Source organism: Bacillus sp. ISL-18 (genome assembly GCF_018613415.1).
Taxonomy (GTDB): domain Bacteria; phylum Bacillota; class Bacilli; order Bacillales; family Cytobacillaceae; genus Neobacillus.
In genome coordinates this window covers 1-20,067 of the sequence record NZ_JAGGQG010000006.1, presented here as the reverse complement: position 1 = coordinate 20,067, position 20,067 = coordinate 1, and the positions used below count along the sequence as shown (strand labels likewise).

22 protein-coding genes, 1 pseudogene and 1 other annotated feature are annotated in these 20,067 nt (G+C 37.1%); of the genes and pseudogenes, 8 read left to right on the top strand and 15 right to left on the bottom strand.

Features of this window, described 5'->3' with window-relative positions; translation table 11 throughout:
• Positions 1–31: 31 nt before the first annotated feature.
• Entirely contained in the window at positions 32–613 is a 582-nt protein-coding gene (locus tag J7E81_RS09360; RefSeq protein WP_215041893.1) for a cysteine hydrolase family protein, read from the bottom strand.
• Positions 614–968: 355 nt separating this feature from the next.
• On the opposite strand from J7E81_RS09360, the gene J7E81_RS09355 reads away from it, so the two are divergent.
• Together J7E81_RS09355 and J7E81_RS09350 are read left to right on the top strand one after the other, a co-directional pair.
• Entirely contained in the window at positions 969–1,535 is a 567-nt protein-coding gene (locus J7E81_RS09355; protein ID WP_215041892.1) for a YsnF/AvaK domain-containing protein, read from the top strand.
• A gap of 68 nt (positions 1,536–1,603) precedes the next feature.
• Positions 1,604–2,020, top strand: coding sequence for a YsnF/AvaK domain-containing protein (locus tag J7E81_RS09350; RefSeq protein ID WP_215041891.1), 417 nt, complete (start codon positions 1,604–1,606; stop codon positions 2,018–2,020).
• Positions 2,021–2,098: 78 nt separating this feature from the next.
• On the opposite strand, the pseudogene J7E81_RS09345 reads toward J7E81_RS09350, so the two are convergent.
• Together J7E81_RS09345 and J7E81_RS09340 are read right to left on the bottom strand one after the other, a co-directional pair.
• Positions 2,099–2,917, bottom strand: a pseudogene (locus J7E81_RS09345) (alkaline phosphatase PhoX); the annotation flags it as partial.
• Positions 2,812–3,213: a hypothetical protein gene (locus J7E81_RS09340; RefSeq protein ID WP_215041889.1), complete on the bottom strand. Its 402-nt coding sequence runs from the start codon at positions 3,211–3,213 to the stop codon at positions 2,812–2,814. The gene J7E81_RS09340 and the pseudogene J7E81_RS09345, both read right to left, overlap by 106 nt.
• A gap of 311 nt (positions 3,214–3,524) precedes the next feature.
• Between J7E81_RS09340 and J7E81_RS09335 the strand changes: the two genes are divergently transcribed.
• Positions 3,525–3,749 carry an ABC transporter gene (locus tag J7E81_RS09335; protein WP_215041888.1) on the top strand — a complete coding sequence of 75 codons (225 nt, stop codon included), beginning with the start codon at positions 3,525–3,527 and terminating at the stop codon, positions 3,747–3,749.
• Positions 3,750–3,876: 127 nt separating this feature from the next.
• On the opposite strand, the gene glnA is transcribed toward J7E81_RS09335, so the two are convergent.
• From glnA to J7E81_RS09310, 5 genes are all read right to left on the bottom strand, one after another.
• On the bottom strand, positions 3,877–5,238 hold the full coding sequence (gene glnA / locus J7E81_RS09330; protein WP_215041887.1) for a type I glutamate--ammonia ligase: 1,362 nt from the start codon (positions 5,236–5,238) through the stop codon (positions 3,877–3,879).
• A gap of 362 nt (positions 5,239–5,600) precedes the next feature.
• Positions 5,601–6,770, bottom strand: coding sequence for a hypothetical protein (locus J7E81_RS09325; RefSeq protein WP_215041886.1), 1,170 nt, complete (start codon positions 6,768–6,770; stop codon positions 5,601–5,603).
• 126 nt (positions 6,771–6,896) lie between these two features.
• Entirely contained in the window at positions 6,897–7,085 is a 189-nt protein-coding gene (locus J7E81_RS09320; RefSeq protein ID WP_215041885.1) for a hypothetical protein, read from the bottom strand.
• Positions 7,086–7,165: 80 nt separating this feature from the next.
• A complete protein-coding gene (locus J7E81_RS09315) occupies positions 7,166–7,651 on the bottom strand; it encodes a DinB family protein (RefSeq protein ID WP_215041884.1) in 486 nt (161 codons plus the stop codon).
• 33 nt (positions 7,652–7,684) lie between these two features.
• Positions 7,685–8,215 carry a YfiT family bacillithiol transferase gene (locus tag J7E81_RS09310; RefSeq protein ID WP_308162196.1) on the bottom strand — a complete coding sequence of 177 codons (531 nt, stop codon included), beginning with the start codon at positions 8,213–8,215 and terminating at the stop codon, positions 7,685–7,687.
• Positions 8,216–8,538: 323 nt separating this feature from the next.
• On the opposite strand from J7E81_RS09310, the gene J7E81_RS09305 reads away from it, so the two are divergent.
• The 3 genes from J7E81_RS09305 to J7E81_RS09295 all read left to right on the top strand — a co-directional run bounded on the left by J7E81_RS09305 (position 8,539) and on the right by J7E81_RS09295 (position 10,469).
• Positions 8,539–9,963, top strand: a complete 1,425-nt coding sequence (locus tag J7E81_RS09305) for a Na+/H+ antiporter NhaC family protein (protein ID WP_215041882.1) — start codon at positions 8,539–8,541, stop codon at positions 9,961–9,963.
• Between the two features lie 111 nt (positions 9,964–10,074).
• The gene (locus tag J7E81_RS09300) at positions 10,075–10,266 is read left to right on the top strand and encodes a hypothetical protein (protein ID WP_215041881.1); all 192 of its coding nucleotides are present in this window, start codon (positions 10,075–10,077) and stop codon (positions 10,264–10,266) included.
• On the top strand, positions 10,266–10,469 hold the full coding sequence (locus J7E81_RS09295; protein WP_215041880.1) for a YwbE family protein: 204 nt from the start codon (positions 10,266–10,268) through the stop codon (positions 10,467–10,469). The genes J7E81_RS09300 and J7E81_RS09295 overlap by 1 nt, the downstream gene beginning before the upstream one ends.
• 27 nt (positions 10,470–10,496) lie before the next feature.
• Here the strand turns inward: J7E81_RS09295 and J7E81_RS09290 are convergent, their stop codons facing one another.
• On the bottom strand, positions 10,497–11,279 hold the full coding sequence (locus J7E81_RS09290) for an arylamine N-acetyltransferase family protein (RefSeq protein ID WP_215041879.1): 783 nt from the start codon (positions 11,277–11,279) through the stop codon (positions 10,497–10,499).
• A 182-nt stretch (positions 11,280–11,461) separates the two neighbouring features.
• Positions 11,462–11,785, bottom strand: a complete 324-nt coding sequence (locus J7E81_RS09285; RefSeq protein ID WP_215041878.1) for a BC1872 family protein — start codon at positions 11,783–11,785, stop codon at positions 11,462–11,464.
• Positions 11,786–12,154: 369 nt separating this feature from the next.
• Here J7E81_RS09285 and J7E81_RS09280 point away from each other — a divergent pair, with 369 nt between their 5' ends.
• Both J7E81_RS09280 and J7E81_RS09275 read left to right on the top strand, forming a co-directional pair.
• A complete protein-coding gene (locus J7E81_RS09280) occupies positions 12,155–12,835 on the top strand; it encodes a TerC family protein (protein ID WP_215041877.1) in 681 nt (226 codons plus the stop codon).
• Between the two features lie 147 nt (positions 12,836–12,982).
• Positions 12,983–13,243 (top strand): HPr family phosphocarrier protein, encoded by a 261-nt coding sequence (locus J7E81_RS09275; RefSeq protein ID WP_215041876.1) that lies wholly within the window; start codon positions 12,983–12,985, stop codon positions 13,241–13,243.
• 205 nt (positions 13,244–13,448) lie between these two features.
• Here J7E81_RS09275 and J7E81_RS09270 read toward each other — a convergent pair whose 3' ends face one another.
• The 5 genes from J7E81_RS09270 to guaC form a co-directional block, all read right to left on the bottom strand.
• Positions 13,449–13,676 (bottom strand): hypothetical protein, encoded by a 228-nt coding sequence (locus tag J7E81_RS09270; protein WP_215041875.1) that lies wholly within the window; start codon positions 13,674–13,676, stop codon positions 13,449–13,451.
• A gap of 236 nt (positions 13,677–13,912) precedes the next feature.
• Positions 13,913–15,547 (bottom strand): methionine--tRNA ligase, encoded by a 1,635-nt coding sequence (gene metG / locus J7E81_RS09265; RefSeq protein ID WP_215041874.1) that lies wholly within the window; start codon positions 15,545–15,547, stop codon positions 13,913–13,915.
• A gap of 61 nt (positions 15,548–15,608) precedes the next feature.
• Positions 15,609–15,882: a binding site (T-box leader), on the bottom strand.
• A gap of 121 nt (positions 15,883–16,003) precedes the next feature.
• Positions 16,004–18,172 carry a transglycosylase domain-containing protein gene (locus J7E81_RS09260; RefSeq protein ID WP_215041873.1) on the bottom strand — a complete coding sequence of 723 codons (2,169 nt, stop codon included), beginning with the start codon at positions 18,170–18,172 and terminating at the stop codon, positions 16,004–16,006.
• Positions 18,173–18,229: 57 nt separating this feature from the next.
• A complete protein-coding gene (locus tag J7E81_RS09255) occupies positions 18,230–18,469 on the bottom strand; it encodes a hypothetical protein (RefSeq protein WP_215041872.1) in 240 nt (79 codons plus the stop codon).
• Between the two features lie 227 nt (positions 18,470–18,696).
• Entirely contained in the window at positions 18,697–19,680 is a 984-nt protein-coding gene (gene guaC / locus J7E81_RS09250; RefSeq protein ID WP_215041871.1) for a GMP reductase, read from the bottom strand.
• Positions 19,681–20,067 lie beyond the last annotated feature (387 nt).

Sequence of the window (20,067 nt, the reverse complement as noted above, 5' to 3'; positions counted from 1 at the left end):
TCGTTTCTGTTTTAATATTAGTATAAGTCTGTTAAGAGTTATAGCAATTTAAGGAATTAACCCAATCTTCCACTGTCATCACATCAGCTTGTCGCGGGAACACCTTCTCGGTAAGAACACGGTGAACCTCAGGGTCACCGTCGAGACAAGCATCCGATAGTACCGTAATTGCATAATCTTTATCCGCTGCTTCCCTTACTGTTGATAGAACTACACCACTTGTCGCAATCCCACTCAATATTAACGTGTCTATCCCCTTCGATCGCAGAATGACTTCGAGGTTACTTCCGGCGAAGGCACTAACTCGATACTTTGTTACGACTGGTTCATTCGGTTTGGGTTGCAGGGATTCGTGAATTTGCGTTCCTGGGTCTACGACCGTCATTCCCCCAGATTTAGACAAAGCTGAGAACATTTTATTCCGCGAATTGCTTTCAGGATAACCTTCGCTAAAAGCCACACGGACAAATATGACTGGAATATTAGATCGGCGTGCAGCTTCCACTGCCTTTTGAAATGGAGAAAGAATTTCCTGACTTTCTGAATAGCGAGACACAATACCATTTTGCAGATCCATCACTAGCAGAGCTGTATTTTCGAAAGACTTCTTCATGTGTATAACTCCTTTGAGGATTACTAATAATTAATTATTCATGTTTCATTAACATTCGGTTCTTTTAAAATTTTACCGATTATATTAACATAAATCAAAAGAAAGCCATAAAGATTCAGTAATTTTTTTAGAAATTGAATCTTTATTGTCTTATTTGAATATGAATCAACCTATCATGTTATAAAATACAAAGAAGTCTGAGCCACTTTGGCTTTTATGTCATAAAAGTATCCAAAATAAAAGAAAAATTCAGCCAGTAATTTAGTAGTTTTTTCAATATCATTTTCAGAATAAAGATTTCTCCAGCGCACATTATATTAAAGGCTTGACCATTCAACTTATAAGGGGGATTTTTATGAGCGACTTCTTAGGTTTATTCAGTGATGACAATTCACAAAATATGGAAAATCAAAACAACCAATCCAACTCAAGTAATCAAGGCAATGCAACCAGTTCAACTAGCCAAAATAGCCAGCAAAATAGCCAAGATGGCCAACAAAATAGCCAAAATGGTCAAAATGATGGCACACTTCAACTTCATAAAGAAGAGCTAGACATTACGAAAAATAGTGTCGATGCTGGTGATGTCGTGATTTCTAAAGATGTTGTCGAAGAACAAAAAACGGTTGATGTTCCTGTCATGCACGAGGAAGTTGTCATCACGAGAACCCCTATGAATAATGAACGAAGCGATTCATCTTCGATCTCCCAGGAGACCATCACTATTCCGGTGTCTCAGGAACAAGTGGAGGTAAACAAGTATGCAGTAACGACTGAGGAGATTTCCGCTTCAAAACGCCAAGTTGAGGAAACGCAGCAAGTCCAGGAGACTCTCAAGCGCGAAGAAGCTCATGTTGATACGACTGGAAATGTGAATGTCGTTTCCGATGCGTCAAGCTTTAGCGATATCAATAACAGCTAAACAAAAATACCTATTCATTGCTGAGCAATGAATAGGTGTTACATCACTTTCCTATGGAGGGAATTTAGTTGACGAAACAGCACAATTCACCATTAGACCCACAAAATGAAATAACGCTCCAATTACATAAAGAAGAAATGGAACTAAATAAAAAATGGGTTGATACCGCCGAAGTTACCATTTATAAGAAAAAGTATACGGAGGCAAAACAATTACTGGTTCCTATCACCCGAGAGGACCTAATTATTGAGAAAAAGCTAGCAAATCCAAAAGATCCAGCGGATACAAAATTGGAAACAATCTGCATTCCTTTGTCTGAAGAGAAGATTGAGGTCAAATTAACCCCAGCAATACTGAATGATGTAGAAATAAATAAGAATCAATATCAAGAACTTATCCAGGTTCATGAAATCTTAAAAGAAGAGAAAGTCCACATAGAAACTGTTGGAAATGTAAAACTAGATGATGAAGAACCTTTACCCTAGGTTATTGTCGACTTGATTAATGATATTAAAAAGCAGCCTTGCTTAAAAACAAGACTGCATTTCAGACTGCTTATCCAGTTATTTTTTATCTTTCCCCATAAACGGAAGACCTGAAATATAACCAACATACCCTGGATTTTGTGAACTATTCATTAAATACGTATGTCCGTCAAGGTTATCGACCATCTGTAAGCCGATTGATTCCCCGCCGCCCGGTACTGATAAGATTCTAGAAAGTTTTTTGGTATCGACATTGTAAGCCCATGTATAGTTGTTTTCATGTTTATCGGAATCTTCAGCGATAAATAAAGTTCTCATATCCTGTGAAAATACGACGTTATCAGGATTCGCAATTTTATCAACGTTGGCGGTATTTCCATCCGCATCCGGTGTTGATAAATCTTCCCCCATTAAAGTTCCTGTCATGCTGACAGGTACATAATGACTACTTATTTTCTTGCCGTCCATTGTTTTTCTGTTAGGTTGAAAAGAAAGTTCATACACTCTATCAGCACTAATCTTTGGAAGTTGGATATCATCTGCAGGTGATGCAGGATCAGCTAACATAGACTTTTCCTGATAGGAAATAGCCACGTAAGCCTTATTGTCTTTTTCATTAAAATCAAGTCCTTCCATTTTATTAAATTCAACAGTTGCACCTAGGTAAGCCGCATATCGATGCGTTTCTAAGAATGCAGCAGCCGTTTCCATTCCTGGTTTCACTTTCACCCATTCCACTTTCCCGCCATTTGCTGCTGTTTTGATCGCTTTGTAGCCCTCAGCTTTTCCCTTTACAGCATCATCTGTTGCCTCAAAAATACCACTGAATTTGGTAGTATCAGCAAGCTTCTCAATTTTCTTATCGCTAGCATGTCCAAGCTTAATCCATTCAAGGTTAGCCGAACCGCCATTCTCCGTGCCGGTTTGGACCCATTTAGCCGCATAAAGTGTACCAGCTGATAATCCTTTTCTTTGTCAGCCACAAACATAAACAGCCCGCCAGGATTGCTGTCGATTCCATAAATAACGGTTCGATTATCAGGCATAACTTTCACACGTTCGAAGGCCATTCTGCCCATACTGAAATGTTTGACCACCTTTGTTCCACCTTTAGCATCCACTGTTACTTCTGGTACGTGGCCGTAGTAGTAGGGATTGCCCGTTATAGTTGGGTCATTATAATAGTTTTTCATAAAAATAGTTATGTAGGAGTTGTGTAAATTTTTAGAATTATCTCATTAACTAAAAAAGTGACCAGATTCAGAACAAGGGAATCTGGTCTGTTTAATTTTAGTGCTTAGGTTTTCCGTCTTAATGACCCGCGACAAAGGCATAGGGATTTCCGTTATACTTAATCAAGCGATCGATTAAATCGAGCTGCTTCTTAGTTGTTCAACTCCGTGTTAGGTTAGGTCTTTTGCCTCTTTTTCTATTTCAAGAAAACAAATTCTCTGGTAACCGCATACACTGTTGGTGAACAACCGATGACAGGGGGTGAAAATAAATGAGTTCTAATCATTTTTGCTGGGGAGCATTTCTTGGATTTTTAACAGGGGTATTCTGGGTACTTGCTGTCGTTTTGGGCTGGATTACCACTTTACTTGGAATTATCGGCCTAGGTGGTTTACTTGTTACTGTTATAAACTTCCTAATTGCTTTAATAGGCATTCTAGCTTTCCTTATCTTCGGATTATGTGTTTTCAAAAAAGCCTGGCATCACTGTAAGTGAATAAGCCAAGGTGAATAATAGACATTCATTCCTGTAACATTCTATTATTTAGCACTCTTAATCAAAACTAATAAAAAAAGCGGGCAACAAAGCCGTAATCGGCCTTATCCCGCTTTTTATTTTAAACTTAAAATTTAGAATGATAGTTTTCGATTTCCCATGTATGAACGGCCGTACGGTAGCTATCCCATTCTGCTTTTTTCATCGATACATATTCATTGTAAACATGTTCCCCGAGTGTTTTAGCAGCAATTTCTCCTGCTTCTAATTCTTTAACCGCATCAGCTAAGCTGCCTGGCAAGTTATCGATTCCCCTGAATGCTCTTTCTTCATCATTCATGTGGAAGATATCTTCATTAATTGGTGCTGGTGCCTCTAAACCTTTTTCAATTCCGTCTAAACCTGCAGATGCAATCACCGCAAATGTTAAGTAAGGGTTAGAAGATGGATCTGGACAACGTAATTCTACGCGTGTTGCGAGTCCTCTTTTTGCAGGAATACGAATTAGCGCTGAACGGTTTGAAGCAGACCACGCAATATAACAAGGCGCTTCGTAACCAGGTACTAAACGCTTATAAGAGTTTACTAACGGGTTGGTTACCGCTGCAATGCCCTTTACGTTTTCTAGTACTCCCGCAATAAATTGGTACGCTTTTTCTGATAATTGCATCTCATCAGTTGGATCAAAAAACGCATTTTCGCTTCCTTCAAAGAATGACATATTTACGTGCATACCAGAACCGTTGATTCCGAATACTGGCTTTGGCATAAAGGTAGCATGCATACCAAATTTCTTCGCCACTGTTTTTACAACCCATTTATAGGTAGTTGCAAGGTCAGCTGCCGTTAATACATCGGCATATTTAAAATTAATTTCATGTTGGCCTTCTGCTACTTCGTGATGAGAAGCTTCAATCGTAAAGCCCATTGCTTTTAATGCACGGTAGATTTCTAATCGAACGCGCTCACCAAGATCATGTGGAGATGGCTCAAAATAGCCTGCTTTATCTGTTAACTCTGTAGTTGCGTATCCATTGTCATCGTTTTTAAATAAGAAAAACTCTAACTCAGGACCTACTGAAATGGTATATCCTTTATCAGCTGCACGGTCTACTGTTTTTTTCAATACATTTCTTGTATCTCCTTCGAAAGGAGTGCCGTCTGGATTGGCTGCTGAGCATAGGAACCGAGCTTCTGAATATCCAGCTTCTTCTGTCCAAGGCAGAACCGCAAATGTTGTTAAATCTGGTTGAAGATAAAGGTCTGATTTATTAATAGGTGAAAAACCTTTGATAGAAGAACCATCAAACATCATTTTACCTTCTACTACGTCTTCTAATTGCGCACTTGTAACCGTGACGTGTTTTAAAATCCCTTCAATATCGACAAATTGCAAATGTAATAGTTCAACACTTTTCGCTTTGATTATTTCTTTGATTTGCTCTAAAGTTGCTTCTGTAGATGCGTTTGATATTAGTGTTCCAGCCACGTCACATTACCTCTCATTTTCATGTTATATTTTGTCACATCATTTAATAACTAGATTATATTTTATAAATACAAGTTTGACAATCCTTTTTTGTATATTTTTTTGAATATTTATTCTAATTTTTTGGGAAGCGTTTTCATTACACCCTAGTAAATAAAGGTATACCTCCACCAACAGTCGGGTGTTGATAAATAAATATGCAAAAACATGCAATATTCATCTAATTCCTTAGCAAAACGTTTCAAGGGCTGCTCCAGATGTGGGGCAGCCCTTTTTAATCAAAATCAGTTTAATACCAGCTTCAAAAGTGGATAGGTCAAATTTTAAAACTTTTTTAGCTGAGCTAACGACTGAGCTAAAAATTAAATTTTCATTTTTCCCGTATCAATTATTTTTTTCAGATAATCATATTCTTTTTGCTGTAAGATGTCGATCTCGTTGTTGGTGGCAAGAAGAATCTGATCCCTGCATTTTGCTATTCTTTGAATCATGGGATGAATGGTGAGACTCGATAAATTCACAAAATCGTATAAGTCGTTTAGACATGCAGGTAATTTATAGCCTCTATTACTGCTTGCAATCAATAACCCGCTGTCCCGAAGTTTAGAAACGATGGAAGAGCGGAAGTTATGCGGATTTAATTTAACATCGCGGATTGCGTTCAGATTATCTAAGATTTCTTCCGTATATACATACTCGTCCGGATTTTCCTTCAAATTAAATAACAGAAACTTTAGGAAATCTAAGCGAAGCCGCTCATCCTCATCGTCACTTTTTCGATGCCTTTCAATATATTTATACGTTAGATTAACGGCTTGCTCTATAATAATTTCATCAGATTTTGAGTGATGATGCTCTGGCTGATAGTCAAAAAGAAAGTTCTTATAGTCTTGGGGCAAAAGGTTTACAGCAGCTATCTTGCTTTTAAAGATTTTAGAAAAAGAACGGTATTGATCCGTATAGATTGTCCTTTCATATCCTGTTGCAAGAATCCTGGTGAATAAGTTCGCTAGCTGAGGAATGTTGTCTGAACGCGTTTGGTTGAATCCGAAGGTAGAATAATTAAATAAATCCGGTATGCTTCTTGTTTTAATATAATCGTTAAATGATCTAATAAAGAGTTTAGATTCTTGTTCATCTGCCGCAAAGTCAAGTTGTTCGAAGGTTCGATTTAAGTCATCATAGATTTGTCTGTTTAAATACTTAAGGAAAGGTACTCTATATAAAATTCCATGGTCTTCTCTTATTTTTCTTTTATCAATGACATAGGCATAAATACTAAATGGTAAGTCCTTTAGGTCATTTAGTAGCTGCATGGTTTGGGTTGGATCCTGGTCAATGATGTTTGGATCCATTGTTCCAGTTTGAAAGTACTTTTGGCTGATCTGTTCAAGTTCTCTTTCTAAAGACACTTTATTTGATTCCTTTAGGAGAATAGACGCAATAATAAAATGGGTTGATCCTATCCCCTTTTCAAAATCAAACCGATCATTACCCAATTCATCTATAAAAGCATATTGGATTTCCTCCATCTTCCCACCACCCTGAAATGAAATTTTGTCGTTATATACAAGTTCAACAAAATTCCATCGAAACCTCCTATCCGATGCTATTTTCAATAAAAAGGGCACTAATAATTAGTGCCCTCCCTAAAAGATTCACCTGTTCTTGTCTTCTTTTTCACCAACCGAAGTGTTCCCGATTTTTGGTTCGGTTGTGGAGTGGGTTTCATTTGGAACCCAATCAAAACTTGGTTCGGTTGTACCTGTTGACATTAATGGCTGGATGACTCCATCTGCCTTGGATGCATTTTTTGTTCTTTTGGAGTTAGAGTTTTCTTGTACCAAACTTTTTCCCCCTTTTCATTTCCCAAATTTCTTGGCTAAAGTCTCCTCCTTAGTATGGACCAAATGGACAAGATAAATAATTAAATTAATTCTTTCTTCAATTCTTCAATTTGTTCAATATGTCTTTTTTCATGCAATCCAATAAGCGGAATCCACTGTTTTAAGCTTAATTCACCAAATACAGGATGCGGATATGCTCTTTGTGCTAATAATAATGGATCAGCAATATCCACCACTTTCGTTAATGCTTCCCGAGATTCAGAGAGTTTTTTTTTCATTTCAACTAAAGTGAGAAATTTATTTTCCGGTTCTACAATAGAAGGTGCTTTAATCTTAGTTGACCGATTAATGGCTAAATGTATTGGTTTATCGCCTATACTTTTAGTTTGTCCATTTGCCAGCTGATCTGATATAGTAAAGGTAATCGCACGCTCTAGTAAATACAGGTGTTGGAGCACCTGCATAATTGTCCAGCATCCGTCCTGCACCTGTGTATTTAACTGTTCATCTGATAAACCACTAACAGACTGCAGTACTTCCTCTCGAATCTGGTTATTTTCCTCCATATCCATACTCCCTTTTTTTATTTTCAAATTGAATTATAAGTCTAACCAGCCCTTGCGAGAAGTTAAGGATGTAATATGTGCTAGATGGTGACGGCCATGCCATGCATACATGCCGATATTCCTGCCCACAGATACTTCGCCTGATTCTGGATGTAAAAATGTCTTCTTCAAATCATTCGGACTTAAACTACGAAGGAGTTGGACCAATCGTTTATGGAGGGCTGTTAGGAGCTCTAATGAAACATTAATAGGTGACTTACTATCAGGAAGTTCCGCCCATTTTTCTTCTTGGTAAGGCTTAATCGTCGGATTTTCTTCGGTGAGGGCCAATTTAATACGGATATATGCATTCATATGACTATCGGCCAGATGATGGATAACCTGACGAACTGTCCATCCCCCAAGTCGATATGGGGTCGCGAGCTGTTCCATATTCATGTTTTTTACAGCTGATCTTAAAAGTTCAGGTAATTCTTCAATCTCTTCTATCCAAGTTTTAACAACATCTTTGGTTATTTCACCTGTAAATTCAAATTTCCCAATTGGATACCTTTCGTCCACGATCATCTCCCCCTTTTCTATCTAATTTTAGCAAATTATCCCTTCATTTTAAATAAGTGTGAACGCCTAAATAGAGGTTATTTTAAAAAAGGCTGCAAAAAAAGCGAAAAGATTAAATTAAGCACTTGTAAACTATAAACGTCACTTACTAAATTAAGTATTTAACATTCAGGAATGGTTTTGTTACACTATCGGACAATTAAAATCCTCTAACACCTCACTACCGCCTAGAAGTAAGGCGGTTTTTCTTTTCCACCGACATAATGTCCACCTCCTTGGCAATAATAAATAAATAGTTTAAAGATAAATGACCGGAGGAAGAGACTTTGGAGCACACTTGGCTTTCTCTGTTACCTTTTATTATTGTCATCTCCATGTCCATATGGCTGAAAAACATCTTGCCTGGCCTTGTCGTTGGCTTACTGGCCGGAGCTTATATTGTTCAAACTGATTTATTAGCTGGTGCCTATCAAACCGTTTCTTATATTGTTACAACCCTATCCAATGGAAACAATATAAAAATTATCGGGTTTCTTTATTTATTTGGCGGGTTGGTTGGGATGATGAATATTTCCGGTGGCATTAAAGGATTCTCAGAATGGATTGGGGCTCGGATTAAGACAGAACGAGGACTCTTAGGACTCATTTGGCTCACCCTCCCCTTCACGTTTATGATGCCGATGTTCCGGATTATGATGATTGGTCCCGTTGTTAAATCGCTTATTAAAAAGATGAATGTCCCTAAACAACGGGTTGGCTTAATGATGGATATTTCCACTGAATCAGTCATTGTCCTTTTGCCCGTTGCGACAGCGTTTGTGGGATTCATGGTTTCATTAGTAGAAGGAAGCTTCCGAAAACTGCAATTAAACATGTCGGCTTATCATGTATTCCTGCAAAGTATCTTGTTTGATTTTTTTGCGATTGTGATGCTGGTGATTGGAATTCTATTTACCTTCTGGAATCCCGATAAGAGAGGTCATGCTAGACAACATGACCATGAGTTATTAGACGCAGAAGGAAATGAGTTTCATCGAATGGGAATACAAAAAGAATTGTCCTTGGTCAAAGCCCAGCCTTGGAATTTAATCTTCCCCGTCTTTTTACTACTCGGATTATCATTATTCCTGTTGTGGAAAGATGGTAAAGATAAAGGGGCTAAAACGGTATTCGAAGCTTTTTCGAGGGCAGATGCGACCTTCGTGATGCTGCTAGCCGTTTTCGTCACACTTGTCTTATCGTTTGTGTTTTACATCATTAGGAGACAAGCCTTGCATGAAATCTTATACCATTTTTATGATGGCGGAAATCAAATGATGGAGGCCATTAGTCTGCTAGTCCTCATCTGGTCTTTGACATTATCGGCGGAGGATCTAGGTTTTTCAAAGTTTATCAGTTCGACATTGGGTTCATTTCTGCCAGCTTTTTTGACCCCTGTCACTATTTTCGTGCTCGGTTCTTTAATTGGCTATTTTATTGGGTCTTCCTGGGGAACTTGGGGGTTGTTTATGCCTTTAGGTATGTCGCTGGCTGTTTCTACCGGTGCATCGATTCCGTTAACAGTCGGAGCCGTGTTTGCGAGCGGTGCGTTTGGTGCGTTAACTTCGCCCTTGGGTGATACGACTATTACGACCGCGTCAATCTTGGATATGCCACTAGTCGAGTATGCTCGCTTTAAATTGAAGATTTCTGTCATTGGTGCGGCAATCGCGATTTGTTTATATTTAGTTAGTGCGTTGTTTTTTATTTAGTCGATACTAAGGACATTTCAGTCATTTTTATATTGTCTTGCCTTCTTTAACAATCATTTAAAATAGATTATACTATAATAACAATACCTATTTTAAAAAGGAGAATTTCCTATGACTGAAAATAATCAAACCGAAGAAAAAAAGAAGGTTAGTCTTCAAGACCTAATGAAGCAGCAGTTAGCAAACAAAAAGAATCAATCTGCTTCAGGCAAAGGGCAGGCAAATAGCAGCCAAGCAACCCAGAAGATGAAAAGCCAGCAAACCAAAAAGCCAAGTAATACCCGCAGAAAAATGGGTGTCTAATGAACGGACGAAATCGGAAAGACTTGCAGCCAGGATTGACGGTTGATATTGTTTTAAAAGCAGATCAACGAACGGGGAAGTTAACCAGAGGGATTGTAAAAGATATACTTACCAACTCCTCTACCCATCCTCATGGCATCAAAGTCCGACTCTCAGATGGGCAGGTTGGACGGGTACAAGTTATCCACACTCAAGAAAAATAATGAAAGCAACGCTCCTTGGCGTTGCTTTCATTTTTCTATTCCAAAGTGTTGTTTTGCCAATTGCTTAAATCTTTCATCCTCAATTAATTCTTTTGAAACCATACCATCCTTCCACTCTGTCCGGGTTGAATTCGTTAAAGTTATATTCCCTTTACTAGTTAGCCGTGTAAGTAATGGCCCTTTATTAAAAGGAGATTCAGGGTGTTCTGCGATAATGGATTGAATTTCATTAAATTCCGTCACATCGTCAATACGATTCCTGCTATCAAAGGCATAGCCTATCTTCCATTCTGTATCTTTATGTCTTAGCTTCATTTCCAGCACGTAGTCCCCATATTTCGTATCGAGTTTGCGAACTCTAAATTCCCCATTATGAGAGGTAACCGACTCACCTGTTAAGGGAACGGGTCTTAACGGTAAATTCCCACCAAAGCCAGTATCGACTACATAGATTACCCCTTCATAATTGACTAGAATGGTTACATGGGTCCTCCCGAGATCCTGAAATTCTTGTTTAGCTTGATTAAACACCACACCGCGTGTTAAGAAGGCGTCAAATCCATTTTCAATTAAATAGAAATAGAGAAGTGAATTTAATTCATAGCAAATTCCCCCTTCCTTCCTAACCAAAATTTTATTTACTAAGTTACTCTTGGTAATTTTATTGGTATTTTTCTCAATGATACACAAATTTTCAAACGGGATTGTTTGGGCAGTTTTTTCCAAAACAGTAGCTAATGTATCAAATGTTATTGGATGTCCTTGAGATAATCCAATTCTTTCATAAAATAATTTATTTAGTTTAGTCATTGCCTTCCTCCCTTATCTTTTGACCTTATTCTACCAAATAACGGATCAAAACTATCCATTAGAAAAATTATAAAACACATAAATTTTAATCAAAGGTCTTTTTTGGGGACAAAAAAAGCGAGCGTAATCAGCTCACTCTGTAAATCTTATCATCGATTTGCCTTATTTTTGGTCACTTAAATTTAGCACAACTTCTGCCACAATCTTGTGCTATCCATAATGGAATTCTGTTCCACAATTTCATAGGCAGCATTCGTAATTGCTTGTGCCAATGATTCTCCTGTTGCACAAAAATCATTAAAACAAACTTTTGACAATCCTTTTATTTCATAGGTAAAGCCTAGCCCTTCTAACCGATCAACGATAAGCATAGCATGGTCTATATTCTGTTCTGGCTGAAACTCAGACTCGTGAATGAATTTCCCATGTTCATAATCATACCAACGATCCCACCTATTTAACTTCCAACCAAGTATTCTCCTTGCAATTGCATCAATTTTCATCATCATTCATCCCCTTCTTTAATAAAAAATCTTTTTTTGTCCACTTTTTGTTATATAACAGTATCTTTAATTATTTTTAATTATATAACAGATATAAACCATTTTCCAGTATCTGTTGAGAAATTTTCTACAAATTTTTTTTGTTGGACATGCATCGAAAAAGAAACAATCCGAAAAAAGATAGGCTCTTTCAATTTGAAAAACAAGAGGATAAACAATAAAAAAAGAACATGCCACAATGGACTCCATGTTTGTTCCTTCCAAGCATTAGTTTGGCCGCAATGTTAACTGTATTTTTCAGAATAATAGTTAATAAAAAAATGTATGAGTACATAAATTTAGTAAGAGGATGAATTAAAAGGGGCAAAGGAATTGACTGAATTAGCTAAAGTTTTTTTCATAACCTTAGTAAGTGACATTGATAATATGTTAATTTTAGGGACTATTTTACGTAGATATACACATTTACGAATCACCTTGCCAGCTATTATTGTGCTAACTTTCTCGCGGGCTATCTATGTTTTTATCATCAAGAGTATTTTAGGTGTCCCCATGCTGCAGCTATCGATGGGTCTCATTTTACTTTTGATTGCTTTTAAACTTGTTCGAAAATCAATCGACGGAGAACCCTTAACAAGGCCATTCAATCACTCTATTTTTTTAAAAATGAAAGTGTTAGCTATCTTAGCCGCAACAGACTTTTTAATTTGTCTTGACAGTGTAGTCATTATTGCTGGGATATCTCAGCATGTTGAAGCAGTAACACTTGGAATCTTTTCAAGTCTTTTAGTATCGCTTCTATTCCTCCCATTCGTTGTAAAGCTCGCTACTAGCTTTTTTTGGATTAATATAATTGCGGGAGCATTTATTGCACAAAATGCTGTCATTGGCATTTTGAAGGATCCCGTGTTAGCAGGTTGGCTAAGTACAATCAATAGACTTTTTCCGCATACGAATGTAATCAATATAACTGCAAATGGGGCAATCATTATTTTTATTATTATCGGGGTCTATTCGTATATAAAGCATCAAAGAATCACTATCCATAAATAGAAATGATTCATATCTCCCCTTTGCAACTTGGAATACCCTACCATTTTGCCTAATTTGATAAATGAACAGCATTTTTTAGAGCTTTGCTTCATACATAAGAGAATGGTGATACAACCAACTCTACAATATCTCCCAAGGAGGACTAGAATGATTCAGCAAACAGTGAAAATTAATAACAAAGCAGGATTATACGCCCAACCAGTCAATCAATTGGTTCAAGCAGCTTCGCAATTTAATTCGGATATTTTTCTTACCCACAAAGGAAGAACAGTTAATGTAAAGTCGGTTCTCGGCGTTTTATCATTAGCCATACCAAAGCAGGCAGAAATTACTTTAGAGGTTTCCGGGGATGACGAAAACGAGGCAATCAATACAGTCATTCAAACCTTGAAGAAGTTTGAACAATAAGACAAAAAAACAGCTAGGTATCAGAACCTAGCTGTTTTCTATATCCAAGTTTCATGGTTAGTTTCTTTAAGCAGAAAAAAGTGTGTAAGTAAATCTAACTAGAAACTTGGGTGATACCTTGTTTTGAAACTATAATAGATATGTGACATTATTCCTTGAATGAAAACCATAGTGAGGGAAGGCACTTTGGTTTTCGTTCTTTCCATCAAATATTTTGTCGTCGTTTTTGTCTATTTCTTTGTAATTCGCTTTGTTTCCATATGTATTTTTGCATATATACTCTAAGTACATCTTTCATTGACTTTCCGTTATTTTCGACAGCATCCCGAAAATTATCTCTTATGTTTTCTGGAATTTCGATACTTAGACGGACAGTTTGCGTCTTTTCCTCATTTCTATTAATTTTCGATTTACATTTGTGTATCTGCTGCATTATTTATCCTCCTGGTATAAGTTCTCATCAATACACACTACGATTGAAATAGTCGTAAGAGAGCAAAAATTGAAAATATTTATGGACCATCTTATCTTAACAACTGAAAACGGATACAGTTTAATTTTTTTATCGACAAATTCCGACATTTAGGGATTGGTGACTGTTCTTTAACAGAACATGGGAAAAACGCCGCTTTTTTATAGCAGCGTCATCGTTATCCAATGGTTTTATGGTTAAACAGTTTGATGGTTTAACCTTTCCAGCTCTTTTTCAATTCTTGCTGTATCAATCCGTTCGAATAATGGTTCAACGTTTGATAAACATTCCGTTTTAACTCCGAAGGATTTCCAATTTGATTCTAGTATGTTTAACATTTTATTTACCTTTTCACTCGAAAAAGGAAGAAATGGAGTCAAGACATGCGCTAGGTTCCCTATTAGATAGACGCAATTTGTTAATGTTTGTTTGCATGACTCAGGATCTTTGTTTACCTGCTTCCATGGCTGCTGTTCGTCAAAATATTTATTTGCGAATCTTACTAATTCAAAAATCTTTTCCAATCCTTGTTTGAAGGATGTCCTTTCAATAGAATTTCCAACTTCTTCGTATAAATGATTCACTTTATCTTGAATGGAAAGTGTAACGTCCTTTTTAGGTATAACACCATCAAATGACTTTTCTATAAACTTCAAGGTGCGATTTACGAAGTTCCCGTAAGCGCCCAATAATTCACTGTTATGACTATAGATGAATTCCTTCCAAGAAAAATCAGCATCACGGCTTTCCGGTGCATTAATTGTTAAAAAGTAACGAATGGAATCAGGTTCATATCTTTCTAAAATATCTGGAACCCAAACGGCCCAATTCTTACTCGTAGATAATTTTTTCTTTTCCAGCGTAAGATATTCGTTTGAAACGATATGTGTCGGTAATGGCTCTTTTTCAAGCCCTGCCAGAATTCCTGGCCATATAATGGAATGAAACGGGATATTATCTTTTCCGTGTACATAATAAGATGTTGAAGAAGATTCCCAAAACCCTGAGTCATTTTGATTCGTTTCTTTTGCCCATAGTTTACTGGCGGTATAATACCCCGAAACGGCCTCAATCCAAACGTAGATTTTCTTATCCTGATAACCTGATACCGGCACACTTACCCCAATAGGCAGATCCCTTGAAACGGCTCGATCGTGCAAGCCTTCTTTTAAATATCTTTTGGTCAACGATAGTGCATTTTCACGCCATAGATGATTTTTTTCAGCTTGCTGAGTAAGGTTCTCCAAAGTAGTTTGAAAGGAACTTAACGAAAAGTAAAAATGCTCTGTTTTTCTTGTCGTGGGCGTATGTCCGCAAATTTTGCATTTTCTATTTAGTAATTCAAGCGGTTCTAACACACTTGAACAAGAATCACATTGATCCCCACGAGCCTGTGCCCCACAAATTGGACAAATCCCTTCCACATAGCGATCGGGTAAAAATTGCTGATCGTATTCACAATAGGTTTGCTCGATTTCTTTTTTGTAGATAAGATTCTTTTCAAGTAAGGCTAAAAATATTTCTTGAACAATTTGATGATGATGTGCTGTATCGGTTCTTGTATACACGTCGTAAGAAAATCCTAATCTTGAAAAACAGTCTGCAAATTCTTGGTGGTAACGATTCGCAATTACTTGCGGAGATACCCCCTCTTGTTTTGCTCTAATGGTTATCGGTGTTCCATTACAATCGCTGCCTGATACATATAAAACCTCTTCTCCTTTTAAACGGTAATATCTCGCTAGAATATCACCAGGTAGCAAACTTGAAATGTGACCAAGATGTAACGAGCCATTCGCATACGCCCACGCACCGCCGATAAAAATATTCATAATGAATCCCTCCCACTATTTACTTAATAAAAACAAAAAAACCCCGCCTTAACTGTTACTAGTTAAGGACGAGGTTTATATACCACGTGATACCACCTTATTTCACAAATAGCTCACACCATTTGACTCAGCAAGTACGGAGCTATGTAACGTGCTCATATACCGTGGCATTGATAACGAGTGCCAAAACTCGCCGTATCCTACTAATACAAATCGTATTTTCAGTACGAAGCTCAGAGACCATTGTTCAAATGATTGCTTTTGCTTCTTTTCAGCTTCCGAAGCTCTCTGTGGAAAAACAAATTCATTCTACTTTTTCTCATCATTGCCTTTATTTGTTAATTAACAATTAGTTTATTGAATTTTATACATGAAGTCAATAAAAATCTTTACTAGTTTATTAAAGATAAGGACATGCCTGGAGGTTGAGAAGCAAAAGAACCGTCCCCATGCTTCTTATTTATTTTTCTCTTTGCCTTTCCCTTTTCCTTTTTCTTTTTGTTTTTTCCATCCTTCTGAATGATTCTTTTTGATTTCACTACCGTTGTTTCCACTGTTTTTTGTTGTGGCTTTTTCTTCCGTGTTTTTAGGTTTTACTGGGACTTCCGCAGAACTGTTCCCTTTTATATAAAATTCATTATTTACTCGATAAACACTGTTTGGCTGCTGGAAACTAGATGGATCTGTTCCAAAGGATTGCATCATTGCTTTGAACATATATTGGGCAATTTTTGTCGTATTTCCTTCCATGTAATTGCCAGATCCGTTTTGTGCATATCCTGTCCAGACTGCCATGGTGTACTGTGGTGTGTATCCTGCAAACCAGCTATCATTTGTCGCTGATTTTGGATAACCGTATTTCTCTCGAGTCTTTGTATCAAAATTGGTTGTTCCTGTTTTTCCGGCAACGTCTAGCCCCGGAACATTTGCTGTCGTTCCTGTCCCTGTATTTACGACTGAACGCAACATGTCGGTTACCATATAGGCAGTGTAGTCTTGCATGACACGCTGTGACTTTTCGGCAAAATTAACAGCCTTACCATTTGGAAAAACCACTTTTTGGACAAAATGCGGTTTATTGTAGACACCATCATTTCCAAAAGCACTGTACGCTCCTGCCATTTCTACAGGACTGACAGTATTACTTCCAATTGAATAAGATTCATAAACTTGGTCATTTTTAAATTTAATGCCGAGTTGTTCTGCAAAGTTCTTGGACCTATCAAGTCCCACTTCTCTAAGGGTGAGAAGCGCAGGAATATTATAAGATTTTTCAAGTGCTGTCCTAATCGTCAGTAATCCGTGATATTGATGATCCCAGTTTGAAATCGGCTGACCGGTTGTATAGAAGGTCTCTTGGTCATTAATCTTATGAGCAGTTGACCATTTTAACTTTTCAATCGCAGGACCATAATCAAAAATCGGTTTAAATGAAGAGCCTGGTTGACGATTTAAATCGACTGCAAAATTGTTGCCAAGGAATTGTGCTTTATAGCCGTTTCGTCCACTTCCAATCGCCCTAACTTCTCCTGTTTTGGTATCTAGAAAGACAAAAGCTCCCTGAAAATTAGAATCTGGATAAGCAATAATTTCATTGGTATTCATCATTTTGTCTGCATAATCCTGTGCCTTTGGATCCAGTGTCGTATAAATAGATAACCCATCCTTGCTTATGTCAACATCCTTCAGTTTTCCTTTTACCTCTTTCACCACTGCATCTAAAAATGCCTCGTAAGGCATACTTTGTTGAGCTGTTTTTCCTACTAGCCCCTCTGTTATGGGAACTTTTGATGCTTCCTTCATTTGTTCTGCTGTTATATACCCATCTCTAAGCATTGAACTTAAAACAATATTTCTGCGTTTCGTTGCATCATCTCTGTTTTCCGGTTTTGTCGGATCGTAATTATTCGGACTCTGCGGCAGTCCAGCTAACATAGCTGCTTGTGCGAGCGATAATTTTTTCAAATCGTTTGCTTCAATGCCATAGTAGTTCTTCGCCGCTGCTGCAACTCCATAGGAGCGGTTACCAAGGTAAATCTTATTTAAATACATCATTAAAATATCATGCTTGGAATATTTTTGTTCTAACTGATACGCCAAGTCCCATTCCTGGACTTTTCGCTTTAATGTTTTCTCGGGAGTCAAAAACGAGTTCTTAATTACCTGCTGTGTAATCGTACTTCCGCCCTGTGATCCGAAGTCTCCCGTTAAATTCACTAAAATAGCCTTGGCAGTCCTTTTTATGTCTATGCCGTGATGTTCATAGAAATGAGAATCTTCCGTAGCAATAAATGCCTCCTCAAGCACTTTTGGTACTTGGTCATACGAAATTTTAGTACGCTTTTCTTTTCCATATTCATATAAAAAATTTCCGTCTTTATCATAAAATTTTGTCGAAAGTGGATCGACCAGTTTAGAAGAATCCAACTTAGGCACATTTTTTATCATAGAAGCAAAAGTAATCGCTCCTGCACTTGTTGACACGAGTCCGAGCACTAAACAGACGATAATTATTTTTTTAAAAATTGAACCTTTTTTTGGTAATCGATTGCTCTTTTGTTGATTTTGTCTCGCTTTTTCCGCTGCTTTTCGTTCTTCACGAGATTGATAGGTTTCTTCTGACATTCTACTACTCTCCCCTATACATAGTTACTCAAAGTTGATTTAAGAGGTATTTTCTAGTTACAACATATGGATGAGGTTATATTTTAGCCGATTTTGTTCATTTACACGAATGTAACGGATTAAAGAACTATTAATCCAGTAATCTCCTTGGCTGTCTCTGGCAAGAAAGTATTTCCGCTGTTCAATTTTTTCTAGTATCTCTTGAACAACCTCTTCCCTTTTAGTATCGGTCTCTTTCAGTATTCTTTCTCGTTTAATATCATTTTCTAAGGTATAACAAACCACAAATTCCTTCAAAAAACTCTCCCCTATTCCCTTGTTTGCTCAGTTGATGATGCAATATATTAATGTAGAAAGTTGACTTTTTTCAAAAAAGGGAATACTCTCCCTTTATTAAGCTATATATAGAAGTTCGAAAGAAATTCACTTTTTATGAGGGAATCTTACTTAAAATTTCATTCTGTTAATAATACAGGTAATCGGATAAAAAAAAAATCGACCAATTGGCCGATTTTTCATCAATCTTAATAAATCTTATCTCCATTGAAAATGGAATTTTTCACAATAACATAATCTACATTTCGAATGGCTGAGAGCTTGTTACCGCCAGCATAGGAAATTGAAGATTGCAGATCCTGCTCCATTTCCACTAGGGTATCCTGTAAAGACCCCTTAAATTTAACATACATCTTTTTGCCTTCAACATTTTTTTTCTCACCTTTTTGGAACTCGGAAGCTGAACCAAAATATTCCTTATAAAGCTCTCCGTCTTTTTCAACTGTTTCTCCTGGAGATTCTTCATGCCCAGCAAACAACGAACCAATCATCACCATAGAAGCCCCAAATCGAATTGATTTGGCAATATCACCATGCGTACGGATGCCTCCATCAGCAATTATAGGTTTGCTTGCTGCCTTTGCACACCATCTAAGTGCAGCTAATTGCCATCCGCCAGTCCCAAATCCAGTTTTTATTTTAGTAATACAAACCTTACCTGGTCCAATTCCGACTTTTGTAGCATCTGCACCTGCATGCTCCAGTTCTCTTACAGCTTCAGGTGTTCCAACATTTCCAGCAATGACAAAACTTCCAGGAAGATGTTTCTTGATATGCTGAATCATATTAATAACAGCATTGGAATGTCCGTGTGCAATATCAATGGTAATGTATTCAGGTGTAAGATTTTCTTCTGCTAATTCTTTAATAAAACGATACTCATCTTCTTTTACGCCCACACTAATCGATGCATACAATCCTCTAGCTTGCATGTCTTTAACAAAATCCAAGCGCTTCTCTGGCTGAAATCGATGCATAATATAGAAGTAATTATTTTCTGCTAAGTAAACGGCAATCCTCTCATCTATAATTGTCTGCATATTTGCAGGCACAACAGGCAGTTTAAATGTACGGCCGCCAAATGTAACCGTTGTATCACATTCAGTACGGCTGTTTACGATTGATTTTGCTGGTACAAGCTGAATATCTTCATAGTCAAATACATTATCCATGTGTGTTTTCACTCCATATTTTAAGTTTTGTACTTTGAATTCATGTTTTAATTAAAAATAACTTAGTTAATAAAAATAGTTTGCCGAAAGTGAACCGTTTCATCCTCTTAATCATAATTGAGTTTGGCTACTTTTTATCTCAAACCCAAAATTGATTGTATAACACGAATATTGGTTTGTCAATTATTAATAATGTTCGTCTTTTAAGTAAAAAGAAACCTTTCATGCTAAAAATAAAACTATTTCTTGATAATCAACATTTATGCTGATAATTCTAATATTTCTTCAATAGTAAGGTTATATAATAGTCATAATGGATTGAGGAGCCTAACATAACAACATAAAAAAGAAGGTACCCTAAAAGTTGAAGTGCCACCCGTCAAGTAG